The 26,204-nt window shown below is 36.0% G+C and carries 28 protein-coding genes; 18 read left to right on the forward strand and 10 right to left on the reverse strand.

The window, feature by feature from the left end; translation table 11 throughout:
• The first annotated feature begins 271 nt into the window (after positions 1–271).
• The 6 genes from ACEN2H_RS09090 to ACEN2H_RS09115 all read left to right on the forward strand — a co-directional run bounded on the left by ACEN2H_RS09090 (position 272) and on the right by ACEN2H_RS09115 (position 7,626).
• Positions 272–1,762 carry a deoxyribodipyrimidine photo-lyase/cryptochrome family protein gene (locus ACEN2H_RS09090; protein ID WP_441732021.1) on the forward strand — a complete coding sequence of 497 codons (1,491 nt, stop codon included), beginning with the start codon at positions 272–274 and terminating at the stop codon, positions 1,760–1,762.
• Positions 1,762–2,496 carry a YqjF family protein gene (locus ACEN2H_RS09095; protein ID WP_441732022.1) on the forward strand — a complete coding sequence of 245 codons (735 nt, stop codon included), beginning with the start codon at positions 1,762–1,764 and terminating at the stop codon, positions 2,494–2,496. The genes ACEN2H_RS09090 and ACEN2H_RS09095 overlap by 1 nt, the downstream gene beginning before the upstream one ends.
• Positions 2,483–2,626, forward strand: a complete 144-nt coding sequence (locus ACEN2H_RS09100) for a DUF2256 domain-containing protein (protein ID WP_441732023.1) — start codon at positions 2,483–2,485, stop codon at positions 2,624–2,626. The genes ACEN2H_RS09095 and ACEN2H_RS09100 overlap by 14 nt, the downstream gene beginning before the upstream one ends.
• Positions 2,623–4,158, forward strand: coding sequence for a cryptochrome/photolyase family protein (locus ACEN2H_RS09105; RefSeq protein WP_441732024.1), 1,536 nt, complete (start codon positions 2,623–2,625; stop codon positions 4,156–4,158). The genes ACEN2H_RS09100 and ACEN2H_RS09105 overlap by 4 nt, the downstream gene beginning before the upstream one ends.
• Entirely contained in the window at positions 4,158–5,450 is a 1,293-nt protein-coding gene (locus ACEN2H_RS09110) for a DASH family cryptochrome (RefSeq protein WP_441732025.1), read from the forward strand. Before ACEN2H_RS09105 ends, ACEN2H_RS09110 begins: the two co-directional genes overlap by 1 nt.
• Before the next feature lie 79 nt (positions 5,451–5,529).
• Positions 5,530–7,626, forward strand: a complete 2,097-nt coding sequence (locus tag ACEN2H_RS09115; protein WP_441732077.1) for a prolyl oligopeptidase family serine peptidase — start codon at positions 5,530–5,532, stop codon at positions 7,624–7,626.
• A 210-nt stretch (positions 7,627–7,836) separates the two neighbouring features.
• Here the strand turns inward: ACEN2H_RS09115 and ACEN2H_RS09120 are convergent, their stop codons facing one another.
• On the reverse strand, positions 7,837–9,438 hold the full coding sequence (locus ACEN2H_RS09120) for a L,D-transpeptidase family protein (protein WP_441732026.1): 1,602 nt from the start codon (positions 9,436–9,438) through the stop codon (positions 7,837–7,839).
• A gap of 995 nt (positions 9,439–10,433) precedes the next feature.
• On the opposite strand from ACEN2H_RS09120, the gene ACEN2H_RS09125 reads away from it, so the two are divergent.
• From ACEN2H_RS09125 to ACEN2H_RS09160, 8 genes are all read left to right on the forward strand, one after another.
• Positions 10,434–10,748 carry an HPF/RaiA family ribosome-associated protein gene (locus tag ACEN2H_RS09125; RefSeq protein WP_441732027.1) on the forward strand — a complete coding sequence of 105 codons (315 nt, stop codon included), beginning with the start codon at positions 10,434–10,436 and terminating at the stop codon, positions 10,746–10,748.
• A 344-nt stretch (positions 10,749–11,092) separates the two neighbouring features.
• A complete protein-coding gene (locus ACEN2H_RS09130; protein WP_441732028.1) occupies positions 11,093–11,608 on the forward strand; it encodes a nuclear transport factor 2 family protein in 516 nt (171 codons plus the stop codon).
• Positions 11,609–12,186: 578 nt separating this feature from the next.
• Positions 12,187–12,864 carry a tRNA (guanosine(46)-N7)-methyltransferase TrmB gene (gene trmB, locus ACEN2H_RS09135; protein WP_441732029.1) on the forward strand — a complete coding sequence of 226 codons (678 nt, stop codon included), beginning with the start codon at positions 12,187–12,189 and terminating at the stop codon, positions 12,862–12,864.
• Between the two features lie 55 nt (positions 12,865–12,919).
• Positions 12,920–13,558, forward strand: coding sequence for a LysE family transporter (locus ACEN2H_RS09140; RefSeq protein WP_441732030.1), 639 nt, complete (start codon positions 12,920–12,922; stop codon positions 13,556–13,558).
• Between the two features lie 44 nt (positions 13,559–13,602).
• Positions 13,603–13,929 carry an MGMT family protein gene (locus ACEN2H_RS09145; RefSeq protein WP_441732031.1) on the forward strand — a complete coding sequence of 109 codons (327 nt, stop codon included), beginning with the start codon at positions 13,603–13,605 and terminating at the stop codon, positions 13,927–13,929.
• A 231-nt stretch (positions 13,930–14,160) separates the two neighbouring features.
• A complete protein-coding gene (locus ACEN2H_RS09150; RefSeq protein WP_441732033.1) occupies positions 14,161–15,291 on the forward strand; it encodes a P-loop NTPase in 1,131 nt (376 codons plus the stop codon).
• Positions 15,292–15,345: 54 nt separating this feature from the next.
• On the forward strand, positions 15,346–15,585 hold the full coding sequence (locus tag ACEN2H_RS09155) for a NifU family protein (RefSeq protein ID WP_441732034.1): 240 nt from the start codon (positions 15,346–15,348) through the stop codon (positions 15,583–15,585).
• A 168-nt stretch (positions 15,586–15,753) separates the two neighbouring features.
• On the forward strand, positions 15,754–16,071 hold the full coding sequence (locus ACEN2H_RS09160) for a 2Fe-2S iron-sulfur cluster-binding protein (RefSeq protein WP_441732035.1): 318 nt from the start codon (positions 15,754–15,756) through the stop codon (positions 16,069–16,071).
• Positions 16,072–16,299: 228 nt separating this feature from the next.
• Here the strand turns inward: ACEN2H_RS09160 and ACEN2H_RS09165 are convergent, their stop codons facing one another.
• From ACEN2H_RS09165 to ACEN2H_RS09185, 5 genes are all read right to left on the reverse strand, one after another.
• Positions 16,300–17,082, reverse strand: coding sequence for a DUF3050 domain-containing protein (locus tag ACEN2H_RS09165; RefSeq protein ID WP_441732036.1), 783 nt, complete (start codon positions 17,080–17,082; stop codon positions 16,300–16,302).
• A 90-nt stretch (positions 17,083–17,172) separates the two neighbouring features.
• A complete protein-coding gene (locus tag ACEN2H_RS09170) occupies positions 17,173–18,351 on the reverse strand; it encodes an acyl-CoA dehydrogenase family protein (protein WP_441732037.1) in 1,179 nt (392 codons plus the stop codon).
• 287 nt (positions 18,352–18,638) lie between these two features.
• Positions 18,639–19,352: a tRNA1(Val) (adenine(37)-N6)-methyltransferase gene (locus tag ACEN2H_RS09175; RefSeq protein WP_441732038.1), complete on the reverse strand. Its 714-nt coding sequence runs from the start codon at positions 19,350–19,352 to the stop codon at positions 18,639–18,641.
• Positions 19,353–19,427: 75 nt separating this feature from the next.
• Positions 19,428–19,952 carry a ribosome maturation factor RimM gene (gene rimM / locus ACEN2H_RS09180; RefSeq protein ID WP_441732039.1) on the reverse strand — a complete coding sequence of 175 codons (525 nt, stop codon included), beginning with the start codon at positions 19,950–19,952 and terminating at the stop codon, positions 19,428–19,430.
• Between the two features lie 14 nt (positions 19,953–19,966).
• Complete coding sequence (locus ACEN2H_RS09185; RefSeq protein ID WP_331580908.1) at positions 19,967–20,530, reverse strand: 30S ribosomal protein S16; 564 nt, start codon at positions 20,528–20,530, stop codon at positions 19,967–19,969.
• A 199-nt stretch (positions 20,531–20,729) separates the two neighbouring features.
• On the opposite strand from ACEN2H_RS09185, the gene ACEN2H_RS09190 reads away from it, so the two are divergent.
• Positions 20,730–21,215, forward strand: a complete 486-nt coding sequence (locus ACEN2H_RS09190) for a DUF6252 family protein (RefSeq protein ID WP_441732041.1) — start codon at positions 20,730–20,732, stop codon at positions 21,213–21,215.
• Positions 21,216–21,367: 152 nt separating this feature from the next.
• On the forward strand, positions 21,368–21,730 hold the full coding sequence (locus tag ACEN2H_RS09195; RefSeq protein ID WP_007137132.1) for an RNA recognition motif domain-containing protein: 363 nt from the start codon (positions 21,368–21,370) through the stop codon (positions 21,728–21,730).
• 185 nt (positions 21,731–21,915) lie between these two features.
• Here the strand turns inward: ACEN2H_RS09195 and ACEN2H_RS09200 are convergent, their stop codons facing one another.
• From ACEN2H_RS09200 to ACEN2H_RS09215, 4 genes are read right to left on the reverse strand one after another with little or no spacing between them, the layout of a single operon-like run.
• The gene (locus tag ACEN2H_RS09200) at positions 21,916–22,545 is read right to left on the reverse strand and encodes an SCO family protein (protein WP_441732043.1); all 630 of its coding nucleotides are present in this window, start codon (positions 22,543–22,545) and stop codon (positions 21,916–21,918) included.
• The gene (locus ACEN2H_RS09205) at positions 22,542–23,183 is read right to left on the reverse strand and encodes a toxin-antitoxin system YwqK family antitoxin (protein ID WP_441732044.1); all 642 of its coding nucleotides are present in this window, start codon (positions 23,181–23,183) and stop codon (positions 22,542–22,544) included. Before ACEN2H_RS09205 ends, ACEN2H_RS09200 begins: the two co-directional genes overlap by 4 nt.
• Positions 23,155–23,940, reverse strand: a complete 786-nt coding sequence (locus ACEN2H_RS09210; protein WP_441732045.1) for a YHYH protein — start codon at positions 23,938–23,940, stop codon at positions 23,155–23,157. Before ACEN2H_RS09210 ends, ACEN2H_RS09205 begins: the two co-directional genes overlap by 29 nt.
• 5 nt (positions 23,941–23,945) lie before the next feature.
• Complete coding sequence (locus ACEN2H_RS09215) at positions 23,946–24,242, reverse strand: EF-hand domain-containing protein (protein WP_441732046.1); 297 nt, start codon at positions 24,240–24,242, stop codon at positions 23,946–23,948.
• Between the two features lie 390 nt (positions 24,243–24,632).
• Between ACEN2H_RS09215 and ACEN2H_RS09220 the strand changes: the two genes are divergently transcribed.
• Both ACEN2H_RS09220 and ACEN2H_RS09225 read left to right on the forward strand, forming a co-directional pair.
• Positions 24,633–25,448, forward strand: a complete 816-nt coding sequence (locus tag ACEN2H_RS09220; protein WP_441732047.1) for a sensor histidine kinase — start codon at positions 24,633–24,635, stop codon at positions 25,446–25,448.
• A complete protein-coding gene (locus tag ACEN2H_RS09225) occupies positions 25,441–26,109 on the forward strand; it encodes a LytR/AlgR family response regulator transcription factor (protein WP_441732048.1) in 669 nt (222 codons plus the stop codon). The genes ACEN2H_RS09220 and ACEN2H_RS09225 overlap by 8 nt, the downstream gene beginning before the upstream one ends.
• Positions 26,110–26,204 lie beyond the last annotated feature (95 nt).

A 26,204-nucleotide genomic window follows, 5' to 3' on the forward strand; every position in this document is an offset into this window, starting at 1 on the left:
CTTTTGTTAATAACAACAGAATGTAATACACTAACAGAATGAAGTAATAGACTAGTCTAGGTTTTATAATTATAAGGCACAAACTCAATTTTTATTTTGATTTTGTGCCTTATTTTATTTAACTCTAACTATAGTTTTGTATCTTTGTTTAACAAAAATAAATTAAGGTTAAACAAAATAATTCTAGCAGTTTCATATGATTTTTGATAACAAAATATCCAAATGATACTGCAAAACTAGATCAAGAAACTACCAATGAAAATTAATTATCGTGATTAAAGCGGCTGTAAATATTGTTTGGTTCAAGCGAGATCTGCGTTTTATAGACAACGAAGCTTTATTTAGCGCCCACATTTCAGGTTTGCCATTAGTGTTGATTTATTGTTTTGAACCTATAGTTATGAACTCGCCAGATTCGGATGTTCGTCATTGGAGATTTATATACGAATCCATTCAAGATTTGAAAGCGAAGTTAAACACAACAAACGCTACCCTCTATTTTTTTCATAATGAAGTGCAAACCGTTTTTTCAGAGTTGGTTAAAAAGTATGAGATAAAAACTGTTTTTTCACATCAGGAAATTGGCAACAAAGTTACTTTTGATAGAGATTTAGCGATGTGCGATTTTTTTGAGAAAAACAATATCAGTTGGAAAGAATCACAAATGCACGGGGTGATTCGGAAATTAAAATCAAGACAAAATTGGGATAAACGTTGGGAGGATGTCATGCGTGCCGAGCCAAAAATACTCAATGAAGCTCATTTGAATTTGATAACATTAGATGAAGATGTGCTGGCAGTTTTAAAAGGAAAAGATCTTCCAGAAGAAATTACATCTAGGAATAAAAATTTTCAGCAAGGCGGCGAACACTTGGCATGGCGATATTTAGATAGCTTTGTAAAAGAGCGATATGTCAATTACAGTAAACATATTTCTAAGCCTGCTTTGAGCAGAAAAGGCTGCAGTCGCCTGTCTCCTTATCTGACATATGGGAATATTAGTATGCGGATGATCTATCAATATACCAATCAGCATTATGAAAACTCTAAGAATAAACGAGCCATTCTTAATTTTGTTTCCAGACTGCACTGGCACTGTCACTTCATTCAAAAGTTTGAAGATGAATGCCGAATGGAGTTTGAAAATGTGAACTCCGCTTATGATGTGTTAATCAAACCCAAAAACGAAGCCTATATTAAAGCTTGGCAGGAAGGAAGAACGGGAGTGCCCATTGTAGATGCGTGCATGCGATGTTTAGTAAATACGGGTTATATTAACTTTAGAATGCGAGCGATGATAGTCTCGTTTTTCACTTTTAATTTATGGCAAGATTGGCGAGAATTGCATTTTCTAGCAAGACAATTTCTAGATTACGAACCTGGAATTCATTATCCACAAATCCAAATGCAATCGGGGACGACTGGAATTAATACAATTCGGATTTACAGTCCTATAAAAAACTCTGAAGATCATGATCCAGATGGTGTTTTTATAAAACAATGGCTACCAGAGCTAGCTGAGATTCCTGTCAGTTTGATTCACGAACCTTGGAAGCTAAATTTAATTGAACAGCAATTTTATAATTGCGAAATAGGAAAGGATTATCCAGAACCAATCGTAAATATTGAAGAAACTAGAAAATATGCCAGTGACATTGTCTGGAGTTTCCGAAAAAAAGATGAGGTGAAAGAGGAAGGAAAGCGCATTTTGAAAAAGCATGTTTCTAATCCGAATCGAAAAACAAAAAAGACAAAAACATAATGACTATTTTTTTAAAAGCACAATGGGAAAATATTATCATGGCCAATTACGAAATTGATCCTGAAATATTGCTGCCTTATTTACCTAAGGGTGTAGAACTGGATTTGTATAAGGGGAAAGCATACGTAAGTCTAGTTGGTTTTATGTTTAAAAAAACTAAATTATTCAATGTTTTGATTCCTTGGTTTGGCACTTTTGAAGAAATAAATTTACGTTTTTATGTGGTCCGAAAAGAAGGAAACAAACTAAAGCGAGGGGTAGTTTTTATTAATGAAACCATTCCGTACACAATTGTCGCATGGATGGCTAATAAACTATATAAAGAACATTATACGGTGGTGCCAACAAAACATGAAATAAGTAAGGAGAAGAACAATCAAAAAGTGAAATTTGAATGGTTGCTGAACAAGAAATGGAACAGTATCTATGTAGAGGCAGGAACTGAAACTAAGGTGATGAAAAACCAAACTCTAGAGAAATTTATTTACGAGCATTATTATGGATACACTAAGATTGATGAATATAGCAGTGAAGAATACAGATTACAACATCCAAGTTGGATGGTCAATGAAGTACTAGATTATAGAATTGATTGCGATTTTGGAGCTATGTATGGTGAATCATTTTCAGTTTTGAATCATTCAAAACCAGAAGCAGTTTTTATCGCTGAAGGTTCATCAGTGGGAATAGAATGGAAAAGGAACCGCCTAAATTTTGATAATGAAAGGAGTTAAAAAACAGAACTTACCCACTAAAACATGTATTGTTTGTCAAAAACCATTTGCGTGGCGTAAGAAATGGGAGAAAGTTTGGGACGAAGTAAAATATTGTAGTGATAAATGTAGAATGAATAAGTCAAAATGAAAAAAACAGTACGATTAATTCTTGGCGATCAGTTGAACAGCAATCATTCGTGGTATGAGACCGTCGACGATTCTATTACTTATGTATTGATGGAGATTCGCACTGAAACCGATTATGCAACACATCATATTCAAAAGGTTCTAGGGTTTTTCTCGGCAATGCGAGCTTTTGCAAAAGAGCTAAAATCGAAAAAAAACAATGTAATTTACATTCAGTTAAACGATGAAAACAACTTGCAATCCTTCGATAAAAACATTGATTTTTTAATTACAGAACATAATTTCAGCCGTTTCGAATATCAATTTCCCGATGAATATCGAGTTGACGAACATTTAAAAAATTTCTGCAAAACACTTTCAATTTCAAGTTCAGTGGTTGATTCGGAACATTTTTTTACCACAAGGGAGGAATTAGGAATCTTTTTTGAAGGCAAAAAAACATTTCTGTTAGAAAGCTTTTATCGTGCGATGCGAAAAAAGCATGATGTTTTGATGGAAGGTGAAAAGCCAATAAATGGTCAGTGGAATTTTGATAGTGAAAACCGAAAAAAATTACCAAAAAATCATAAACCAACTCCAGCACTTATTTTTAATAATGATGTTTCTGAAATTCTGAATGAAGTTAAGAAGACCAATATCAAAACTATTGGCAGTGTTGATGCTGAAAATTTTGTTTGGCCCATAAACAGGGAACAATCCTTGGTTTTGTTAGACTTTTTCGTAAAAGAATGTTTGCATTTATTCGGAAGTTATCAAGATGCTATGACGCCTAATGAATGGTCATTATACCATTCCAGAATTTCGTTTTCGATGAATATAAAAATGATTTCGCCACAAGAAGTTATTGATAAGGCAGTAAGTGAATGGCAAAAACGACCAGAAGAAATACAATTTAATCAACTAGAAGGTTTCGTTCGTCAGATTATTGGATGGCGGGAGTATATGCGAGGTATTTACTGGCTCAAAATGCCTGAATATGCGTCTTTGAATTATTTTAACAACCAAGAAAAATTACCTGAATGGTTTTGGACAGGTGAAACAAAAATGAATTGCGTAAAAGACGCCATTAAGCAGAGTTTAGATTATGGGTATGCACATCACATTCAAAGGCTAATGATAACAGGGAATTTTGCGCTTTTGGCGGGAGTTAATCCTGATGAAATTGATGCTTGGTATCTTGGAATATATATTGACGCTATCGAATGGGTGCAAATTACAAATACCCGTGGCATGAGTCAGTTTGCCGATGGTGGAATTGTAGGGACAAAACCTTATGTAAGTTCGGCTAGTTATATCGATAAAATGAGTCATTACTGTGGTTCTTGTTATTATAAAAAAGCAATTAAGACGGGTGAAAAAGCCTGTCCGTTTAATAGTTTGTACTGGAATTTTTATGATAAAAATGAAGATAAATTAGGCAAAAACCCTCGAATTGGGATGATGTACAATGTGTGGCGAAAAATGCAACCCGAAGCAAAAGTTGCCATGCTGGAACAAGCAGATTACTATTTAAAAAATATAAATAAATTATAATGAAAACGGCTATAGTTTGGTTTAAAACGGATTTACGAGTATACGATAACGAAGCACTAATCAAAGCAATTGAACAGGGTGAACAAATTTTACCAATTTACTGTTTTGATGATTCTCATTTTGAAACAACCCAATATGGTTTTAAAAAAACGGGTAGCTATCGAACACAGTTTTTATTAGAATCATTAATAGATTTAGATTCCAACTTACGTAAATTGGGTTCGGGTTTACTTATATTGAAAGGAAAGCCAGAAGTTGAAATTCCAAAAATTGTGGAGGAATATAGAGTCCATAAAATTTTTGCGGAACGTGAAGTAGCTTGGGAAGAGAAACGAACAGAAAAACTGGTCCAAACTGAACTTTTTAAATTGCGTTGCGAACTGGAAAGCTTCAGCACTAGTACGCTATATCACGCAGTAGATTTACCGTTTTCGATAAAGGATATTCCTGATGTTTTTACCAAGTTCAGAAAAAGGATAGAACAAGATGCGACAGTCAGGGCTACTTTTGAAAAACCAGAGGCGATAGCATCTCCAGTCATTCCTGAATTAGTTTTGCCAACACTAGAAGAGTTGGGTCTAGAATTGTCTAAAATTGATTCTCGAGCTGCGATTCAGTTTAAAGGCGGAGAAACAGAGGCGATGAAGCGATTAAACCATTATTTTTTTGAAACGAAAAGCCTTTCAAACTACAAGGAAACTAGAAACGGAATGGTTGGCGCCGATTATTCCTCAAAATTTTCTGCTTGGTTGGCTTTGGGCTGCATTTCACCAAGAACAATTTATCAGGAAATTAAAAGATACGAAAACGAAAATGGCGCCAACGAGTCTACGTATTGGTTGGTTTTTGAATTGTTATGGCGTGATTTTTTCCGATTTATGTTCAAAAAATACCAAACTAAATTTTTCTTATACTCAGGAATAAAAACTGATAGCGTAAACTCAAGATCATTGAACGAGAAGTTAGTGTCGCAATGGATCAACGGCGCAACCGATGCTGATTTTATTAATGCCAACATGCTTGAGTTGAAACATACTGGGTTTATGAGCAATAGGGGAAGGCAAAACGTCGCAAGTTATTTTTGTAACGAGCTCAATATGGACTGGCGTATTGGTGCTTCCTACTTTGAATCGCAATTAATAGATTATGATGTGTGCAGTAATTGGGGTAACTGGGCTTATTTAGCAGGTGTAGGTAATGACCCAAGAAAACACCGTTATTTTAATATTGAGAAACAAGCCAAAGATTATGATAAGGACGGGGTTTTTAGGAATTTGTGGTTAGGTAATTAATAGGTAAATATATACAGATTGTTTTCTTATTTTTGTGATAACCAATAAAATGATATCAATGAAAAAACTAATTTTGATTATGGCGTTAATCCCCACAATAGCATCTTTTGGACAGAATAACAATCCAATAGAATATCCCGAAACCAAAAAAGGGGAAACCGTTGATGTGTATTTTGGCACTAAAGTAAATGACCCCTACCGGTGGTTAGAGGATGATCGCTCTGGCGAAACTGCGGCTTGGGTAGAAGCGCAGAACAAAGTGACCTACGCTTATTTGGAACAGATTCCTTTTCGTAACGCCTTGAAAAATCGGCTAGAGAAACTGTGGAATTATGAAAAAATAAGTGCTCCCTTTATAGAGGGTGATTTCACTTATTACTATAAAAATGACGGTTTGCAAAACCAGTCTGTACTATATAGAAAAGACAAAGCGGGAAAAGAATCTATTTTTCTGGATCCTAATACGTTTTCTAAAGACGGAACCACTTCCCTTGGTGTATTAGATTTCTCAAGAGACGGTTCTAAAGTTGCCTATGCTATATCCGAAGGGGGAAGCGACTGGAGAAAAGTGATCTTGATGGATGCCTTGACAAACAAGGTTATGGAAGACACTATAATTGATGTCAAATTTAGCGGTTTGTCTTGGAAAGGAAATGAAGGTTTTTATTACTCCAGTTATGATAAGCCAAAAGGAAGCGAATTATCGGCAAAAACGGATCAGCACAAATTGTATTTCCATAAACTGGGAACTTCCCAGAAAGAGGACAGAGTAATCTTTGGCGCAGACCAAAAAAGAAGATATGTTGGCGGAAGCGTGACGGAGGACGACCGTTATTTGGTTATAACCGCTTCGACTTCGACTTACGGAAACGAGTTATTCATTAAAGATCTGACCAAGGCAGACAGTCCCATTATTACCATAGTAGACAACTTCAATAGTGACAACTATGTTATGGACAATGATGGAAGCAAGCTGTTTATAGTTACTGATTTGAATGCGCCTAATAAACGCATCGTAACCGTGGACGTCAGCAACCCAAAAGCAGAAAACTGGAAAGACTTCATTCCTGAAACTGAGAATGTATTGTCTCCGTCAACCTGTAGCGGTTTTATTTTTGCTAATTATATGATTGATGCGGTTTCGGCAATAAAGCAATACGACTATTCGGGCAATCTGATTCGCGACATTCAATTGCCCGGACTTGGAACAGCGGGAGGTTTTAGTGGAAAGAAAAAAGACATAATGGTATATTATTCCTTTACGAACTATACTACACCGGGAACTATATATTCGTTGGAACCTAAATCAGGGGAATCAACAGTATATGAAAAACCAAAAGTGGATTTTAAAAGCGTGGACTACGAATCCAAACAGGTTTTTTACACCTCAAAGGATGGAACTAGAATACCAATGATTATCACGCATAAAAAAGGACTAGAACTCGATGGAAAGAACCCAACTATGCTTTATGGTTATGGAGGATTTAATATCAGTTTAACGCCAAGCTTCAGCATTTCTAATGCAGTATGGATGGAAAATGGAGGTGTGTTTGCCGTTCCTAATTTACGAGGCGGCGGAGAATACGGTAAAAGATGGCACGATGCGGGAACCAAAATGCAAAAACAAAACGTGTTTGACGATTTCATTGCGGCGGCGGAATACCTGATTGCGCAAAAGTATACCTCCTCTGATTTTCTTGCCGTTCGTGGTGGTTCAAATGGAGGTTTGCTTGTAGGGGCAGCGATGACGCAACGACCAGAGTTGATGAAAGTCGCTTTACCGGCCGTGGGCGTGATGGACATGTTGCGTTACCATACTTTCACCTCTGGTGCGGGTTGGGCGTACGATTACGGAACAGCTCAGGACAGCCAGGCCATGTTCAAATACATCAAAGGCTATTCTCCAGTCCACAATGTAAAAGCAGGCACACAATATCCAGCGACAATGGTTACTACAGGCGATCATGACGACAGGGTTGTGCCGGCGCACAGTTTTAAGTTTGCGGCTGAGTTACAAGAAAAACAAGATGGAAACCATCCTACCTTAATTCGCATCGATGTCAAAGCAGGCCACGGAGCTGGGAAATCAGTTTCGGCCACCATTCAGGAAAACGTGGATATCCAGGCTTTCACCCTGTACAATATGGGATTTAAAGTATTGCCAAAAGTAGAATAAGGATTTATTTCAGGAGCTATTTCCTGCTGTCCGCTGTATTCCCGATAAATAAAAACTACGGCTTGAAAAAAGCCTTGTTTTTCTAAATCGGGAGATGCCGCTGCCATCAGGGCTATGGCAGTTGGGAATCTAAGATTTATAATTTTCAAGAACGCCATTCGAAAGAGTGGCGTTTTTTATTTAATAAATGGCTGCAACATATCACGAAACTTAATCCGTAAGCAAGGTTTCTAGTAATCTTTCGTCATGACCATAAATATCGTCATAAAAATGAACTTCTCCTTCGCGATCTACCCAGGAAGTGAAGTAGCCAATGTAAACTGGGATTTTTGTCTTCAGGTTATAGGTTTTTTCTACTTCGCGATTCATGGCCTCGTCTATTTTTTCTACTGGCCAGTTTTTGTCGTCTTCCAGAACCTTAATGGCGAGCTCCCTTGGTTTTTCTAAGCGTATGCAACCATGGCTAAAAGCTCTTTGCTCTCTATCAAATAGACTTTTCGCGGGTGTGTCATGCATAAAAATAGTATGAGAATTCGGGAATACAAACTTTACCTTACCTAATGCATTTAGCTCACCAGGTCTCTGCCGCACGCGGTTCCCTACCCATTCCATGTCGTTTTTTGCAAGATAGTTTCGGTTTTTGGAGATCGCAGGCAAAATCTCTTTTCGCAAAATACTTGGGGGCACATTCCAGTAAGGACTAAAAATAATCTGGCTCATCTGACCAGTAAATACCACCGTTTTGTTTAGGGACTTTCCCACAACTACTTTGGAAATCAAAGCGGGTTTGCCGTTCTTGAAGTAAGTGAGAGTAAAGGAGGGGATATTCACCACGATATATTGTTCGTTTTTAGTCAAACTAGGCGAAAGCCAGCGGCAGCGCTCCATATTAACCATCAAGGTTTTTATGCGCTCCTGTACCGGAACGTTCATGTCCTTAATATGTTTGGATTGTAGTTCTGGATCTGGAGTAAAGGCATTCCGCTGCTTATATTTCAAAACTCCTGCTAGGAGCTCTTTATCATACTCATTTTTCTTAGAATCGTTTTTTAAATCACCGCTGGTAAAGAGTCGGTTTCTGATTTGCAGGATTACGGCCGCAGTATCACCCGGCTTTAGCGATTTCATCTTTGGAGGTAATACAATAGGGCTCCAGCCTCCTTTTTTCTCAATGTTGCGATAATCTTCCAGCGCCGATTTTAATAGGTAATACTGTCCTAGAAGGTCTTTGTCTGGTTTGTTGATAAGACTAGGATCAAGTAGCAAGGAGTCCAAGCGGTTAACGTACGATTGTTTTTTTCGCGGTAAATACCAACCCAGTTCTTCCGATTTAGTACGCTCAATTCCCTTGAACACTCGATCTGCGTAAAAGAAATAGAGTGAGGACATCAATAGTTCTACTTCTAACTCTGGGTTTTCGTTGCTGTCAGCCTCTAGAAATAGGCTGCGTATTTTCTCCTGATAGGGAACCTTGATTTGTAGGCCTTCCTGATCTAGGTTGTTGATTTTGTCAAACAGTAAATCCGCAAACTCATTCCTGCCATTGTTGTCGTACCACAGGTAGTTGTATTCGTGTTTTCTGTAAAGCTCTAGTACCTCTGGTCTCAGGTATTTCAGTTTGGCGTATTTTTTAAAAAAAGGGCCTATTAGGGTGCTGTCAAAAGCAAGAGCCGGAAAGGAAGGGATTCTTTGATAGGTCAACGCTTTATATTTGTCCTCAGCTTTCCCGTTACTTGCTTTTGTATCAACGGGAAAAACCAGAAACAAAAACCAGCAAATGGGAAAAAGAAATGAAATTAGGAAACTTTTCATGCCGTTACTATTTGATTTACAGACATAAAGATACGAAAAAAGGAAGGAGAACTGTAAAAGCTTAAGCAACTAAATTCGGTATAAAAAGTTAAAAAAGTTGTTTAAATAGCAAAAGGCTTCCCATGCAAAGATCGAGATTTTTAGAATAAGTTCGTAATAGGTCCTATCATTTAGAAATGCATTAATTTTAGAAATTCTCAATAGTAGGGTCTTTAGATTGTCTACTGATGCGGAATCTATAAAGGGCTTTAAAGATTTTTACTTTTTTGTCCGCCGCAATCTTCAGCAAAGTAACTTTCGGCCGAGCTTTCTGCAGTGAAGTGTGGGTTATTGCGTTCTTTTTTGGAGATTATATAGCCTATGTCAGAGCTGACTTTTTCATCTCTTATTATAGTATTTTTTGTCAAGTTAGTGTTTGTAGGTAAATTGAAATTATCGAAAGGACTTACTTGTGTGTCATCGTCTACGTTTGTAAAGCAGGACGATGGTTTTTTTTTTTACGTCAACTTCTATAGTTGCGCAAAAAATCAGAATTGAAATTAATGATAAAAAAGGAATTAGAAAAGGGGAGGGCTTAAATTTTATCATTCGTGTCTTGCATAACTCTCGCGCTAAATATAATTAAAAAGAAAAAAAAAGAGCTAATAAATTATAAAACAGATTGTTGACAATAAAAATAGGTTTAGCTGCTTGATTTTTAAAGAATGGTGCATAAAAAGTGCCTTGTAAAAGTACTATTAAGTTTCGTCGGCTTTTTAAGTACTGATATTTTCGTAACAATGGATGATAAAGTTGTGCGAAAATTTTTGCGTGCTCACTTGGTTCTTTACTTCGGGGTGAAGCCTTGTAGAAAAGGAGCTCCGCTAGGATGTTGTCTAGTTTATAGATGCTGTCAGATTGCTGAATTTCCATACTTTCATAATGTTTTACTAATAGCTTCGTTTCTTCGTGTTATTAAGATTAGATTTGGAGTACAATCATAAATCGATACTAATATGAAGATACAAATCAACACCGACAAAAATGTAGAAGGAAACGAAAGACAAGAAACCTATTTTTCTAGTGAAATTGAAAAAGCACTTTCGCGCTTTGATGATAGAATAACTCGTATTGAAGTTTATTTTGCCGATGAGAATGGCGATAAGTCTGGCACCAATGATAAAAAATGCGTCATAGAAGCTCGCCCTGTCAAAATGCAGCCGCTAGTTGTGACTGAACATGCTGACTCAACAGAGAAAGCTTTTCACGGTGCCTTAGATAAGATAAAAAAAACACTATCAACTTCTTTTGAAAAACAAAAGGAGCATTAAACTTTAGATTTTGGATAGTGGCAAATAAATAAAAAATGACAGTTTTCTTAAATAGAAAAGCTGTCATTTTTTTATGGGTATTGTCGAATGTGGTTTGGTCTAATTTTCGGACGTATGAGTACTATTTTATCAAGTGTAATGCTACTAAATTCACGTCCGTCTCGTGACATTTTTGATAAAATCCACAGTCGCTATTGACTTACCTGCGATTTGCAATCATTTGTCTATAAAGGCTATATTTACCTATCCTGATTTGAAGAGAGTCATCTAGGACAAGTAAGGCTCTGACTTCGGTTAAGACACCGAGTTTTAGTCGTGTACAAAAAACTTAAAATAATCTAAGTATGAAAAACATATTTCTTCTCTCGTTTGTATTTTTATTATGTTCTGCTTTTACCATCAGTAAGTTTGATGGAAAGAAAGATAAAGAAAAAATCAACACGGTACTTGATGCCTGGCACAAAGCCGCAGCTGAAGCGAAATATAGTCACTATTTCAAATTCATGACTGAAGATGCCATTTTCATAGGTACCGATGCGACCGAGAACTGGAACAAGGCGGAATTTCAAGCCTATGCCAAACCTTTTTTCGATAAAGGGAAAGCATGGAGTTTTAGCCCTCTGGAACGTCACATTTATTTTGACAAGACAGCTGAAGTGGCTTGGTTTGACGAATTACTGAAAACCCAAATGAAAATTTGTAGAGGTTCAGGGGTATTGGTAAAAATAGGAGAAGAGTGGAAAATTAAACACTATGTTTTGTCTATGACCATCCCTAATGATAATGTTGATGAGGTAGTAAAGGTCAAATCGGCTAAAGATGACGAGTTGCTAATTAGCTTAGAAAAAGAGAGGAGATAGCTTTTTAGTTATTTACCTCTGGGAATTTGTAATAATATATTTCTCAGTAAAGAACCTTAAGATTTGGGCTTAAATCAGATGCTGTTATTAAAAAAGCGTTTAAATTAGTGAGCTGAACTTGTCATAAAACGATGAAACTCTGTTTCCGATTGAGTGTGCCAATTAAAAACATTTTTCGATACATTTTGTTTCTTCTTACTTGGAATGTCTTAAATTTTTTATTTTGAAAAATATTATAGAAGGTACAATAAGGCAGTAATGAAAAGAACTACTTTCGGTATCGATAGCCAACCGATGAATTAAATATTTATGTAATCTGTTTGACTTTTCGATACTTTACGAGGGTTTTGTCGTATTGCCTTTTAATTAATCAAACTGCTCACCCATATTTTTATTGCAGTTAACAACTGTCAATTTGATCTTTTACTGAAAAACTATAATTTTTATAAAGAAAAATGGCTAGTTGAAATAGGGTCGAGGAGTTTTATTACTAAAACGTAGAAGAATATTAAATAATTCTCTGCCGTTACCTTCTGTCTTATATATTTCCTTAATTTTGCGCAAATATTTTAAAAATCGTGGGAAGCAAAAATAAGTTAAAAAGATTTATGGAAAACGAAACGTTTAGTAACGTTTTTCAGCCAACAAGAGAAGAAGTAGTTGCGGATTTATTTCCTTTAAGAGGCAAGTGGAATTCCGATTTCTTTAAGAATGACAATCCGTTAGTACTTGAATTAGGCTGTGGTAAAGGCGAATATTCTGTAGGTTTGGCTCAAAAATACCCTAAAAAAAACTTTGTAGGTATCGATATCAAAGGAGCTCGTTTTTGGCGTGGGGCTAAAACAGCTGTTGATGAAGAATTGCATAATGTGGCTTTCATTCGAACTCAAATCGAATTGATAAATCATGTTTTTGCCGAAAATGAAGTTGACGAAATATGGATTACTTTCCCAGATCCGCAAATAAAATACAAGAGAACGAAGCACCGTATGACTAATTCGGAGTTCTTGCAATTGTATAAAAAAGTATTGAAGAAAGACGGTGTAGTTAACCTAAAAACTGATAGTGAATTCATGCATGGGTATACCTTAGGTTTGCTGCACGGTGAAGGTCACGAAGTACTGTACGCCAATCATAATGTATACGTAAATGAAGGAAGTCCGGAGGAAGTGACTGCGTTTCAGACTTTTTATGAAAAACAATATTTGGAAGTTAATAAGGCAATTACGTATATTCGGTTTAAAATTAAAGAATAATAGCACTTTTATATTTGGAACAGTCGCCAATATTAAATGTTTTGAACCCAGCTAAATGAATTTAATCTTACCTTACTTTTTAGGCTTCATCACTGCTGTCATAGGAATTAGTCCTCCGGGATTAATCAATATGACCGCAGCCAAAGTGAATCTTAAAGAAGGGAAAAGAAATGCATTTTGGTTTGTGCTTGGTGCGGTAATCGTTATCTTTTTTCAAGCCTATCTGGCTATTTTATTCGCTCAGGTTATAGATATTCGTCCTGATATAGTCATATTATTGCGTGAAGTAGGATTTGGTATTTTTGGAGCATTGACTGTGTATTTTTTAGTGTTAGCAAAAGCACCAAAAATCAAGAAAACCAAAATTAAAAAGAGGAGCCAAAAGAAACGCTTTTTTCTGGGCATGTTGCTTTCAGCTCTCAATTTTTTCCCCATACCATATTATGTTTTCGTGAGTATTACACTATCGTCCTATAATCTTTTTTCCTTTGACATAGGATCAATTTTTATTTTTGTCAGTGGTGTTGTATTGGGATCCGCCCTTGTGTTTTATTTTTATGTTACATTCTTTCAGAGAATAGAGAGCAAGGCCGATTATTTGTTGAGAAATATGAATACCATTATCGGTAGTATTACCGGTTTAGTTGCAGTCGGAACTTTATTCAATATTGTAAGTTACTATATAGATAAGTAAAAGCTGAAATTATCTAGCGGGTCCTTCATAAAATAGTTAAATCCATGTCGAACGACAATTTTTTCGAAAGAGTATATATTATTGCTAAGCAAATACCATACGGGAAGGTCACCTCCTATGGTGCTATCGCCAAAGCGCTTGGGACTGCGCGTTCTGCAAGGATGGTAGGCTGGGCAATGAATGCCTCGCACGCTAAGAACGATATTCCCGCACATCGTGTCGTAAATAGGAATGGCTTACTGACAGGGAAATTCCATTTTGACGGTACAAATCTCATGCAGCAACTGTTAGAAAGCGAGGGTATCTTGATAGTTGACAATCAAATTGTTGATTTCGAAAAGCACTTTTGGACTCCAGATGTAATGTCATAATAAGAACGATCAGGATACAGTTACTGCCCCGAAATATAAGGCTTCGTCCATTCGCAGTTGTTAAATAGCGGATTAATCCCTACCTATAATTCCTACTGATTTTCGCATCGATAAATGGAATACAAAAAGGACTGTTATAAGAACTTAATCTGTTATCTTTACAATCTGAAATGAGTTTAAATAAACATAACGTTTCGGCTATAAAAATCAATTGAAAATAGTAAACTTATAATGAAATTAGAGAGAAAAGACATTCTTAAAGCTTTAGAGACAATTACTATAGCTGGAGAAGGAAAGAATATGGTAGACGGTGGAGCGATAGCAAACGTGGTCACTTTTGGAGATGAGGTAGTGGTCGATTTAGTTTTGCATACACCGGCAATGCATATCAAAAAACGAGCTGAAGATGACATTAAAAAAGCCATCCTAGAAATTGTGTCTCCTGATGCCAAAATAAAAATCAACAGTAAAGTAGAAATTCCTGATAAACCCGAAGTTAAGGGGAAAGCGATTCCAGGAATAAAAAACATAATTGGAGTTGCCTCGGGTAAAGGTGGAGTAGGAAAGTCTACTGTTACCGCAAACCTAGCCGTAACTCTAGCTAAGATGGGATTTTCAGTAGGAATACTTGATGCGGATATTTACGGACCATCTATGCCAATCATGTTTGATGTGGAGGGAGAGAAGCCCGTTTCGGTCACAGTGGACGGTAAGTCAAAAATGAAACCGGTCGAAAGTTACGAAGTTAAAATACTCTCTATTGGGTTTTTTACAGCCCCAAGTCAGGCCGTAATCTGGAGAGGACCAATGGCTTCTAAAGCCTTGAATCAAATGATATTTGACGCTGATTGGGGAGAACTAGATTTTTTGCTAGTTGATTTACCACCAGGAACTGGAGATGTTCACCTTTCTATTGTGCAATCTTTGCCAATTACCGGTGTCGTAATCGTAAGCACACCTCAAGCTGTGGCTTTGGCCGATGCTAAAAAAGGGGTTTCGATGTTTATGTCTGAGGCTATTAATGTGCCTGTTCTCGGAATTATTGAAAACATGGCTTATTTTACACCAGAAGAATTACCCGAAAACAAATATTATATTTTTGGAAAAGAAGGTGCCAAAGACCTTGCCGAAGATTTAAACGTTCCATTCTTAGGAGAAATTCCAATTGTACAATCTATTCGTGAGGCTGGAGATTATGGTCGTCCTGCTGCAATGCAAACCGCATCGCCTATCGAGCATATATTTGATGAGGTGACTAGAAATGTTGTGCAAGAAGTAGTAAGTAGAAATGAAAGTTTACCAGCTACTGAAGCTGTTAAAATTACTACGATGGCTGGCTGTTCAGCGGTAAAGAAAAAATAATATAAGATTATGACTTTAGATTTCTAATGTTTTAAATCTTTCAAACAGAATAAAATGACTACAGATGAATTAATGATTGAAGTTCAAAAAGCGCTGGAAGAAATTAGGCCTTTTTTGAATTCTGACGGCGGTGACATTTCGCTAGTTTCCATTGAGGAAGGCAAACATGTCAAAGTACGACTTGAAGGAGCATGCACCAGCTGTAGTGTCAACCAAATGACACTAAGAGCAGGAGTGGAGACCACTATCAAAAGGTTTGCGCCACAAATTGAAACTGTTGTAAATATTCTTTAAATGTATAAAGGAGCGTTTCAGCTTTTAGAAAAAAAGACTGTCTGAGTTTTTGTTGAGACCCCTTTTTTCTAAAAGAGGTCGGGCTATAATCGCTACCGCGATAGCTTGATTTTATCCCTAACGTAAAACTAGAGACTCGATTAACCAACCAATTCGAATATTTAATAAATGGATGTATTAATAAAGATTAAAGATAGAGAAGGAGTAGTTCATGATTTGCAAGCTCCAACAGACATGGCGATGAATATCATGGAATTGTGTAAAGCGTATGAGCTTCCTGTTGAAGGAACTTGTGGCGGAATGGCAATGTGTGCTTCTTGTCAATGCTATGTGCTTAACGATATTGTTTTGCCTGAAATGGGAGATGATGAAGAGGCAATGCTATCAGAGGCGTTCTACGTAAAGCCTAACAGTCGGTTGGGCTGTCAAATCCCAATCACTGAAAGCTTAGAAGGTTTAGAACTAGAGTTGGCTCCAGAAAATTAATAAAAAAAGTCCCGATATTTCGGGACTTTTTTACTTGTCTAAGATTTTAGCAGCTGCGAGTCATATTTGCTCCAAAAATAATGATTAAGCTATTTCTGATCAGTACAATTCGTCTATTATAAAAGCGTTGTCTTCGTAAACAACTATTTCGTTAAAGGATATAAACTTTACGCTGTATTCTCTGCGAAAGTACTTTGCGAAAGAAAGGCTATTAATTCATAATTCGTTTTACGCCATGGCTACTTTTGCAGTAAGGCTTTCTTCGATTGCGTCCCATAATCCGATCCGTTTGTCTAAAGCCATTTTAGCTATTTCTTCAACTTCTGCCCATTTCTGAACATCCGTTCCGCAAAGTTCATTTATCATTTGCATTGCCATAGGACCGTGAGTGTCAGAGTCTAGTTCGATGTGTCTTTCAAAATAATAAATCAATTTGCTTAGGTCGGTTTCGGGAAAGTTTTCTTGAAAATTTTTCAAGATAGCGGTAAACATATCTGGAATTAAATCTTCTCTTCCGAAGGTAAAAGCGGCTGCTATTTCATGGGGTTTTCCTTCTTCAATTACTCTAAAAGTAAAGTCTAGAAACGATTTTACGTTAGGGTGTAAGGGGCTTGTTTTTATGGCAACAAAAATATTTTGTAATGAATTTACTTCCGCCAAAAAGTTATCAATCTCTGATGTGTTTGCTCCGCAATCATGCATTGCTTCAACATACATTTCGTAGTGGCTTTGTCTACGACCGTCAATTGAAAGGTCTGATTCTTCAGCAACTACGATTTCATTAATTAAATACCGGGTTTCAGGGTTTTTGGTAGCGAACCATGGTGTAGTTGTGCAGGTTAATTTTGATTGTAAAGCCTTCAATAGTGACATGAAATCCCATACTGCAAACACGTGGTTTTCAAGGAAACACTGTAAATCTTCAATCGTTTTGACCTTTTTGTAAAGCGGGTGTTGCAACAAGATGTTTTTTTGTGGTTCAATCGTCTTGTTAATTTGCTGAATAGTCATAGGTCTTATTTTTAGTGTAAAGATAAAAAAGCTTCTTGTTTTCAAGAAGCTTTTACTATCGATTTTTTAAATACTGTAATAGTTTTTTTTCTATTTAAAAGCAGGAATTCCAGTGATGTCCATCCCTGTTATTAGCAAGTGGATGTCATGCGTTCCTTCGTATGTTATTACGGATTCTAGATTCATCATGTGTCGCATAATGGAGTATTCTCCTGTTATTCCCATTGCACCTAACATTTGTCTTGCTTCACGGGCGATTTGAACAGCCATATCTACATTATTCCTTTTGGCCATAGAGATTTGAGCGGTAGTTGCCTTTCCTTCATTTCTCAAAACACCTAGTCTCCAAGTTAGCAATTGCGCTTTGGTAATTTCGGTAATCATTTCGGCTAGTTTCTTTTGTTGTAATTGCGTTCCTGCAATAGGTTTGTCGAACTGGATTCTTTCTTTCGCATAACGCAATGCCGTATCGTAGCAGTCCATAGCAGCGCCAATGGCGCCCCAAGCGATACCGTAACGAGCAGAATCTAAACAACCTAGCGGTGCTCCTAAACCTGATTTGTTTGGTAACAAGTTTTCTTTAGGTACTTTGACATTGTCAAAAATCAACTCCCCTGTCGAAGAAGCTCTAAGTGACCATTTGTTATGCGTTTCCGGCGTAGAAAAACCTTCCATTCCACGTTCTACAATAAGTCCGTGAATTCTTCCTGTTTCATCTTTTGCCCAAACAATAGCAATATCGGCAAAAGGGGCATTGGAAATCCACATTTTAGCGCCATTCAATAAATAATGGTCACCCATGTCTTTAAAGTTAGTGATCATGCTTCCCGGGTCTGAGCCATAATTAGGTTCGGTCAAACCAAAACAACCGATAAATTCACCAGTAGCTAATTTTGGTAAGTATTTTATTCTTTGCTCTTCATTACCGTATTTCCAAATTGGATACATTACCAAAGAAGATTGCACAGATGATGTTGAACGTACGCCTGAGTCACCGCGTTCGATTTCTTGCATGATCAGTCCGTATGAAATTTGGTCTAATCCAGCTCCGCCATATTCCACAGGGATATAAGGGCCGAAACCTCCAATTTCACCCAAACCTTTTATGATTTGTTTTGGGAATTCCGCTTTTTGGGCATATTCTTCAATAATTGGGGAAACTTCACGTTTTACCCATGCACGTGCAGAATCGCGCACTAATTTGTGTTCTTCAGATAATAAATCATCTAATAAGTAATAATCTGGCGATTGAAATAAATCTGGTTTCATATTGAGTTTTTTTATAATGGTAGGGCAGTTGCTAACTAGTGCTTTTAGATTCAGCATAAAATTAAGGCAATTTGCGCGATTTGTTGTTTTTACAGCACAAATTTACATAAAGAAATATAACAAAACCACTATGGAATGTTATAATTTTAAACAAACAATGTGAAATAGTTGTTTTTTCTTAGGCGCAGGGGTAAAGACGCTATCAAATGGCAGTCTAGGGACATATATGGGGTAAATTGGGGAAATGTAGGGGGGTGAACTATGAATTCAAATGTGCTTTTTAAGAATTACATTTTCATATAAAACTCCTTTGTCAACGCAATATATTCTGGTGTGTAAATATGTCTTTCGGTTTCAATGATTAATTCGTCGATAGTTATATCAATATTTTCAGTCTGGCCAAAAGCCAATAAACTGCGTTTAATATCGGTTGTAGGTGTGCCTTTAACACGGGTGATTTTTAACGGGTACAGTTCGTATTCCTTGGCAAGAGTCAAAAAAGTGTCTTCTTCTTTGAAAGGAATTATCACTGAAAAAACACCGTTTTCTGAAAGCAACAAAGCGGCTGCTTCGATGAGATCTTCAAAAGGCATGGCGTCTTGAAAACGTGCCATATCTCTTTGTTTACTTTCGGTTTTGTAATCCTCATTGTAAAATGGAGGATTGGAAATGATCAGGTCGTATTCGTCTTCGGGTTCTTCGACGAATTCATGCAAACCGGCATGAAAACAGAATAAACGATCGCTCCAAGGAGAGTTTTCAAAATTTTCTACCGATTGTTCGTAGGCTTCTTCGTCAATCTCCAGCGCGTCAATTTGTTCGGCATGACTGCGTTGCGCTAACATTAAGGCAATTATGCCTGTTCCAGTTCCTATATCCAATATACTGAACGGATTGTTTTCAATTGGTGTCCAAGCGCCAAGCAAAACGCCATCGGTGCCTATTTTCATGGCACAACGGTCTTGGTCTATTGAGAATTGTTTGAATTGAAATTTTGACATGGAAACAAATGCGTAATTTTAGTTTATTTAGATTTTTAACGATAATCGAATAAACAAATAACCGATTAGAATTTTCTAAAGGTACATTTCGATTAGGCCTTCAGGCAAATCCATGATCACTTTTTTGTTCTCACGGTCAATTTTGACAAGGAAATGATCAATCATGGGTATGAGAATTTCCACATCACCTTTTAGTACTTCAAATAGAGGTTGCGCAGTGGTGTCATTGATGGATTGGATATCTCCAACATAACCAAGACGTTTGTCTTCAACTTCAAAACCAATTACTTCGTGAAAATAGAATTTGTTACCGCTAAGTTTGGGCAACATTTTTATTGGAAGATAGAGATCGTTACCTATGATGGCATCGGCTTCTTCTTCATTACTGACGTCTTCAAAGCGAATTCGAAGGAAGTCGTTTTTGTGCAACGAGCTGCTTTCAATAAAAAAAGGAACCAAGTGTTTGTTGCATTCAACAAACACTGATTCCAAGTTTTCGTATAGCTCTGGTTCGTCCGTGTCTAAATAGGCAAGGACTTCCCCTTTAAAACTAAATTTTTTGGCGATTTTGCCTAAATAGAAACAATCTTCTTTACGCATCTTCGCTTCTAAATTTATGCTTGAGTTTCTTCGTTGTTTTCTTCTGCAGCAGGAGTTTCTTCAGTTGATTCAACTTCAGCAACTTCTTCTTCAACAGCAGGAGCAGCAGCAGCAATAGCATCTGCTTCAGCTTTTGCAGCTGCAGCTAAACGTTTTGCATTCACATCTTGTTCTGCTTTGAAAGCTTTAGCTTTAACATCAGCTTGAGTTTTAGTCAAACCTTCTTTTTTAGCATCAACTGTACCAGTTTTTGCTTCTAACCAAGTTGCTAATTTTGCATCAGCTTGTTCTTGAGTTAGGGCTCCTTTACGGATACCACCGTCAAGGTGATGTTTCAATAAAGCTCCTTTGTAAGAAAGAATTGCTTTAGCAGTTTCAGTTGGTTGTGCACCATTGTGCAACCATTTAACTGCGCTATCAAGGTTTAAGTCGATAGTTGCTGGGTTTGTGTTTGGATTGTAAGTACCGATTTTCTCTAAGTATTTACCGTCTCTTTTTGAGCGAGCATCTGCTGCTACAACCCAGTAAAAAGGTTTTCCTTTTTTACCGTGTCTTTGTAATCTAATTTTTACTGACATAATCTAAATGATTAAATTTTGAGGTACTCGACCTCTGTTAATTAAGGGTGCAAAGATATACTATTTTTTGGAATATGACAATAGGACCTTAATATAACGAATATGATTGTTTTATGTCTTTTTAGTCAATATTTTTTTAACACTAATCCTGTTTATTTAGGGATAATAGCATACTTTTGTTTGTATAAAGATGCATTTTATGAAAAAACAAATCCTTCTTATTATCGTGCTGTTTTCCTTAATCTCCTGTGCGGAAGATGTTAGTTTTAACAATCCTTCCTTTCAAGGGGTAAAAGACAATGTCTTTTGGAGGGCTATTGAATCAAAAGCTTCAGTAGGCCCGGGTGGAGCTTTAGTTATTGAGGCCTATTCCGGAAACGAAGTGATTACTTTAAAGACCACTTCAACAACGGCTCAAACCTATGTCTTGGGAACCAGTACTTCCAAGACGGCAACTTATGTGAGGACAGACAGTGATGGCGCAATTACTTTCACGACTGGAATCGATATTGGCGACGGCCAAATAGTCATAAAAGAATATGATGAAGTAAACCATACGGTAACGGGCACTTTTAAATTTAATGCAGAAAATGTTTACAGCAATCCGTTAGCAGGTTCTGTTTTGAATTTCCAACAAGGTGTCTTTTATAAAGTTCCCGTAAGGCAGCAAGTGCTAACCAATTAGGAAGTAAACGCCTGTTGGGAATGGTTTTTATTTAGGCATTTTAGAAGTTCGTTCCTTTTTTTAAATTAAAATAAAAACATAAATAAGCTAATTTATAGTGTGTTATAAAAAAATAACATTATATTTGTTGCAATTATTATAAATAAGTACATATGAATATTTTTGTTGGAAGCCTTCCATTCAGTATTGAGGAAGCAGATTTAAGAGAGTCTTTCGAGGCTTATGGTGCAGTTGATTCTGTAAAAATTATTACTGATAAATTTACTGGAAGAAGTAAAGGATTCGGTTTTGTTGAAATGACGAATGATGATGAAGCTCAAAAAGCGATTGATGAATTGAACGGTGCTACTGTTCAAGGACGTGCAATTGTGGTTAACAAATCTGAGCCAAAACCAGAAGGAGAAAGAAGAAGTTTTAACAATAACAGTCGTGGTGGAGATTCACGCGGTGGTTATGGTGGTGGAAACAGCCGTGGTGGAGAAAACCGTGGTGGTGGAAACAGAGGAGGATACTAATATTTTTTTCTAAACTATAAGAAAAGGGGACCATGTAAATGGTCCCCTTTTTTGTTTTTAAGATTATGGTATTGTTCTTTTGGAAATGGATACTATTTTTAAATCTGATAGTGCTAAATATTAGTTATAATATGCTTCAAATATTACTGTTACTACAGTTCATCTGTATGAGTGTGACAACTGTTTTATTCTTTCTCTAATACTTTAATGTCTTCTGATAATGAAGCCATGCTTGTAGGATCGAGACTATTGTAAATTCCTCTTATTATCCTGCTTTTATCTATTAATACAAAGTTCTCCGTATGCAAGAAGATCGAATTGTCTTTATTTTCCCCCAAGTCTTCTTCGACGAAATAAAATTTTCTCCCTAGATTATAGATTTCGTCCTTTGTTCCTGTCAATAATTTCCATTTGTTGTATTGTACGTTTTTCTTTTTACCATAATCGGCTAATACTGAAACACTATCTTGTTCAGGAGTTACAGTATGTGACAGTAATAAAATAGCGTCGTCTTTTATAAATTCCTTTTGTAAAAGCGACATGCTATTAGTCATTTTGGGGCAAATTCCAGGGCATGAAGTAAAAAAGAAGTCAACAACACAAATTTTGTTTTCAATATTTTTTTCTGTGAAAGACTTGCCTTCTTGATCTGTAAGTTGGAAAGCTCGTATTGAATGAAAAGGTTTGTCCGTTGGTAGTTCCCACACCGGTGTGAAGTCTGAAGTGTTATAGTAGGGCAGTTTTCTAACAAGCTCTTTGTCTTGGCAAGAGAGTAATAATAGAAATAATGGAATAATTAGATACTTTAGTTTCATTCTTTGTTTGATTTTAATTTGCCATCTCTTAAAGTATAGCATAAAGTCGATTTTTGTAATCCGTATCGATGGCCGTCTTTTGCTTGGTAATTGATGTACGGTTTACCATTTTCACGCCAAGCTTTTTGCATGCCGTCTTCCTTATCGTCTTTAAAAGTTAAAAAAGAATAAGGTGTTCCGCTTTCATACCATTGTTTTTGAAGTCCTTCCCGTTTGTCATTGTTATAAATGAAGTCAAACTTTTGATGTCCATTTTCCCAATAACCAAAATGGTTCCCAAAACTTTTTCCGTCTTTATAACTACGCGAATCTTTTATTTTTCCATCCAAAAAATAGCTAATCGTTATTCCGTGTTGTTTTCCATTCAGAAAACTAAAGACTGCTTTGACTTGAGTTGGACTATAATTTTCTTTTACAAATCCCGAATAGATATCCCTTCTTAAATAAACAACTCCATTATCTAATTTTATATTCTTGTTGTCTGAAGAAATGGTATCAGTAGGTATTTTTGATATATCAACGACAAAAGAAGAAGGAGTTAATCCTTCTTCTTTTGTCGTTTTCTTGCAACTTGTAATAGCTAGCATAAAAATAAATAAACCAGCAATTTTAAGAAGTAAATGTTCCCTTAGTACCATGATAACTTCCTGCTTTTAAAATATAGAATCCAGAATTTAAATAATTCACATTTGAACAATGGTAGTGATAAATCCCGTCAGGATATTCCGTAGTTGCTCCAGTATGACCTCCATTTGTATCTAAAGTAGTAGGATAGGTTCCGTCTTTATCTTTACGACCGTAGATTGGAAAGCCATCACGCAACCAACCAATTAATTTGGAATCGTCTTTAGATGTAAAATCGCCATTAAAGTGGTAGTGGTATAAGCCTCCCGGACCGCTATGCGCACCTCCTCTGTCGAAAGTCGTAATGGTTTGAGAGTCCACAGGTACATTTCCACCTTCTCTGTCGTTATATATGGCTACTCCATTCAATGCCATACCAATTGGTCCAAGTGAAGTTGCTTCTTTTGTAGTAGCTGCAACTGGATTTATAGGAATGGTCATCACGAAAACTTGTGATTGAAGGCTACCTGGGGTTAGTGTTTGTCCTGTTGTTTGTTGTTCATAAAGTGCATTTCCCATTCCCCAATAAGGTGTTACGTGATCAGGTGTTCCGTTTGACTTTAATGTCAATGATGTTCCATCAGTTGATAAAGTTACTGCTGTTTTATAGTTGCTACTAAAAACAGTTGGAACAGTTGTACTTCCCGTTGTTGTGGTTGTTGAACTGCTGTCATCAGAAGTCGAATCATCTTTACTGCAGGCTAGGACTAGTATACTTAATGAGATTCCTATTGCAATGGTCCATTTTTTATTTTGTGCTAATTTTTTCATCTGTATTATTTTTTATTTTCTGGTCTTGGTCCTTCAGGTTTTGGTGCTTTTTTCATTTCTTCCTTTGTTATAAACCCATCTTTATCAAGGTCAATTTTATCAAAGTCGTTTTTCAAAGGTCCTTTAACTTCTTTTTTAGAAAGTTTACTGTCTTTGTTCTTATTCATTTGTTTGAATAGCTCTTCAATAGTTGGCGGTTTTTGTCCCTCTTTTCCTTGAGGTGGCTGTGCATAAGTAAAAACTGTTCCTATTAGCATTATAAAAACGCTGTAAACTATTTTGCTGCTCATTTTATTTCTCATGATTTTTGAATTTTATAATTGATATTGAGTACAAATCTGAGGATTTAAAGAATATAAACTTTTACTTTTCAGTAAACGGCTTGATGTTTTCAGTAAATGGCTTTGCTTGTACTTATGAATATTCGATTTCAAGGGGTTAAAAGCGTCGTTATTTCAAAATCATTAATTTTAATTGTATTTATTTGTAGTATGAATAAATTTACTAGAGCTGTCTTCCAGCTAGTTTTATGGTTTTTGGTTTTGATAATTCTTGCTTTAAATCAAGAGAATCTTATACGTTTTCTAATTGAAAATTCAGCTACTTATTTTTGTCAAGCAGTCTTAATTATTGGTCTGATATATTTCTTGGCGCCAAATTATCTTTTCAAAAAGAAGTATGTCCAATTTGTTTTGTTTTCGATTTTAATTATTTTTATTGGGGCTTTTATTTCTTCTTTATTCCTTAGAGGGCATCATGGGATTGATATGCCACCACCACCTGATTTTATAAAAAAGAATCAACCTGGCCCATTTTTTATCAATTTACTTTTGATTAGTGTTTCTTATGTTTTTGCGACTTTTTTAGAAACTTTTTCTTTTGCTCAAAAGAAAGAAGAGGATTTAATTTTAAGCAAAAGTGAAACTATGGAAAATGAACTTAAGTTTTTGAAATCACAGATTAACCCACATTTTTTATTTAACTCTTTGAATAATATTTATGCGCTTTCAACGATAGATTCGGGTAAAGCACAAGAGAGCATACTTTACTTGTCAGATATGCTTCGTTACGTTTTATATGATTGTGAAAAACCAGTTGTGGCTATTGAAAAAGAGGTTACTTATATCGAGGATTTTATACAATTATTTGTACTTAAAAGCAGTAAAAAATATCCTATTACAACATCTTTTAATATAGAGAATCCTAAGCTGGAAATAGCTCCAATGTTGTTAATTCCTTTTGTAGAAAATGCATTTAAACACAGTAATATTCAAAATATTGGGGAGTCTTTTATCAATATAAATTTACATTCTACAAGTGATAGCATTGTTTTTGAAATCGAAAATAGTTTTAAAAAAGGACCAATAAGCAAAGATGGAGTAGGTGGAATTGGGGTACGGAATGTAAAAAAGAGACTATCCTTACTTTATCCCGATACACATATACTGGAAATTACTGAAAATAGTGATACATTTAAAGTGAAATTAAAAATGGATATTAATGTTTAAATGTGTTATAATTGACGACGAAGAATTAGCTAGGGAACTACTGAAAAGTTATGTTGCCAAATTAGATTTTTTAGAATTGGCAGGGTCTTTTGAAAATCCATTAGAAGCGATGACTTGCCTGAAGACAGAAGATATAAAGATTGTGTTTTTAGATATTCAAATGCCTGAAATTAAAGGGACGGCATTTGCAAAATTGATACCGTCAACTGCCAAGATAATTTTTACGACGGCTTATTCTGAATATGCATTAGAAGGTTTTGAATTAGATGCCATTGATTATTTATTAAAACCCATTGCTTTTCAACGGTTTTTAAAAGCAGTTCAGAAAGTCAAATCTGAAGTGCCTAGTTTTGCTGATACAATAACTATAAAATCGGGCTATGATCTTTTTAAGGTTAAGCTGGATGACATCACACATATTGAAAGCGATAGTGAATATGTAGTTTTTCATGTCAATGGAAAAAAAATAATGAGTTATCAATCATTAAAATCATTGGAAAAAAGTTTAAACTCTTCCCAATTTATTAGAGTGCATCGCTCCTTTATTGTAAATAAGAGTAAAGTTACTGGATTAAAAGGTAGAGATTTATTGTTAACTACGATTTCGATTCCAGTTAGTGACAGTTATTATGATAAAATAAAAAAGGAGTTGTTCTCCTAAGTTTGTAAATTCAAAAAGCTGTCAATGTAAATTGACAGCTTTTTTAGTTGGTAATTGTTAGTGTGGTAGTTGTTTGTTATTTATAGAATTTGAAT

This window comes from Flavobacterium sp. W22_SRS_FP1 (genome assembly GCF_052113685.1).
In the GTDB taxonomy this organism is placed as follows: Bacteria; Bacteroidota; Bacteroidia; order Flavobacteriales; family Flavobacteriaceae; genus Flavobacterium.

Excerpts from the sequence above, each read along its gene's own strand:
- ACEN2H_RS09095 (WP_441732022.1), top strand. The coding sequence starts at position 1,762 with ATGACTATTTTTTTAAAAGCACAATGGGAAAATATTATCATGGCCAAT.
- ACEN2H_RS09100 (WP_441732023.1), top strand. The coding sequence starts at position 2,483 with ATGAAAGGAGTTAAAAAACAGAACTTACCCACTAAAACATGTATTGTT.
- ACEN2H_RS09105 (WP_441732024.1), top strand. The coding sequence starts at position 2,623 with ATGAAAAAAACAGTACGATTAATTCTTGGCGATCAGTTGAACAGCAAT.
- ACEN2H_RS09110 (WP_441732025.1), top strand. The coding sequence starts at position 4,158 with ATGAAAACGGCTATAGTTTGGTTTAAAACGGATTTACGAGTATACGAT.
- ACEN2H_RS09115 (WP_441732077.1), top strand. The coding sequence starts at position 5,530 with ATGGCGTTAATCCCCACAATAGCATCTTTTGGACAGAATAACAATCCA.
- ACEN2H_RS09120 (WP_441732026.1), bottom strand. The coding sequence starts at position 9,438 with ATGAAAAGTTTCCTAATTTCATTTCTTTTTCCCATTTGCTGGTTTTTG.
- ACEN2H_RS09125 (WP_441732027.1), top strand. The coding sequence starts at position 10,434 with ATGAAGATACAAATCAACACCGACAAAAATGTAGAAGGAAACGAAAGA.
- ACEN2H_RS09130 (WP_441732028.1), top strand. The coding sequence starts at position 11,093 with ATGAAAAACATATTTCTTCTCTCGTTTGTATTTTTATTATGTTCTGCT.
- ACEN2H_RS09140 (WP_441732030.1), top strand. The coding sequence starts at position 12,920 with ATGAATTTAATCTTACCTTACTTTTTAGGCTTCATCACTGCTGTCATA.
- ACEN2H_RS09145 (WP_441732031.1), top strand. The coding sequence starts at position 13,603 with ATGTCGAACGACAATTTTTTCGAAAGAGTATATATTATTGCTAAGCAA.
- ACEN2H_RS09150 (WP_441732033.1), top strand. The coding sequence starts at position 14,161 with ATGAAATTAGAGAGAAAAGACATTCTTAAAGCTTTAGAGACAATTACT.
- ACEN2H_RS09155 (WP_441732034.1), top strand. The coding sequence starts at position 15,346 with ATGACTACAGATGAATTAATGATTGAAGTTCAAAAAGCGCTGGAAGAA.
- ACEN2H_RS09160 (WP_441732035.1), top strand. The coding sequence starts at position 15,754 with ATGGATGTATTAATAAAGATTAAAGATAGAGAAGGAGTAGTTCATGAT.
- ACEN2H_RS09165 (WP_441732036.1), bottom strand. The coding sequence starts at position 17,082 with ATGACTATTCAGCAAATTAACAAGACGATTGAACCACAAAAAAACATC.
- ACEN2H_RS09170 (WP_441732037.1), bottom strand. The coding sequence starts at position 18,351 with ATGAAACCAGATTTATTTCAATCGCCAGATTATTACTTATTAGATGAT.
- ACEN2H_RS09175 (WP_441732038.1), bottom strand. The coding sequence starts at position 19,352 with ATGTCAAAATTTCAATTCAAACAATTCTCAATAGACCAAGACCGTTGT.
- rimM (WP_441732039.1), bottom strand. The coding sequence starts at position 19,952 with ATGCGTAAAGAAGATTGTTTCTATTTAGGCAAAATCGCCAAAAAATTT.
- ACEN2H_RS09185 (WP_331580908.1), bottom strand. The coding sequence starts at position 20,530 with ATGTCAGTAAAAATTAGATTACAAAGACACGGTAAAAAAGGAAAACCT.
- ACEN2H_RS09190 (WP_441732041.1), top strand. The coding sequence starts at position 20,730 with ATGAAAAAACAAATCCTTCTTATTATCGTGCTGTTTTCCTTAATCTCC.
- ACEN2H_RS09195 (WP_007137132.1), top strand. The coding sequence starts at position 21,368 with ATGAATATTTTTGTTGGAAGCCTTCCATTCAGTATTGAGGAAGCAGAT.
- ACEN2H_RS09200 (WP_441732043.1), bottom strand. The coding sequence starts at position 22,545 with ATGAAACTAAAGTATCTAATTATTCCATTATTTCTATTATTACTCTCT.
- ACEN2H_RS09205 (WP_441732044.1), bottom strand. The coding sequence starts at position 23,183 with ATGGTACTAAGGGAACATTTACTTCTTAAAATTGCTGGTTTATTTATT.
- ACEN2H_RS09210 (WP_441732045.1), bottom strand. The coding sequence starts at position 23,940 with ATGAAAAAATTAGCACAAAATAAAAAATGGACCATTGCAATAGGAATC.
- ACEN2H_RS09215 (WP_441732046.1), bottom strand. The coding sequence starts at position 24,242 with ATGAGAAATAAAATGAGCAGCAAAATAGTTTACAGCGTTTTTATAATG.
- ACEN2H_RS09225 (WP_441732048.1), top strand. The coding sequence starts at position 25,441 with ATGTTTAAATGTGTTATAATTGACGACGAAGAATTAGCTAGGGAACTA.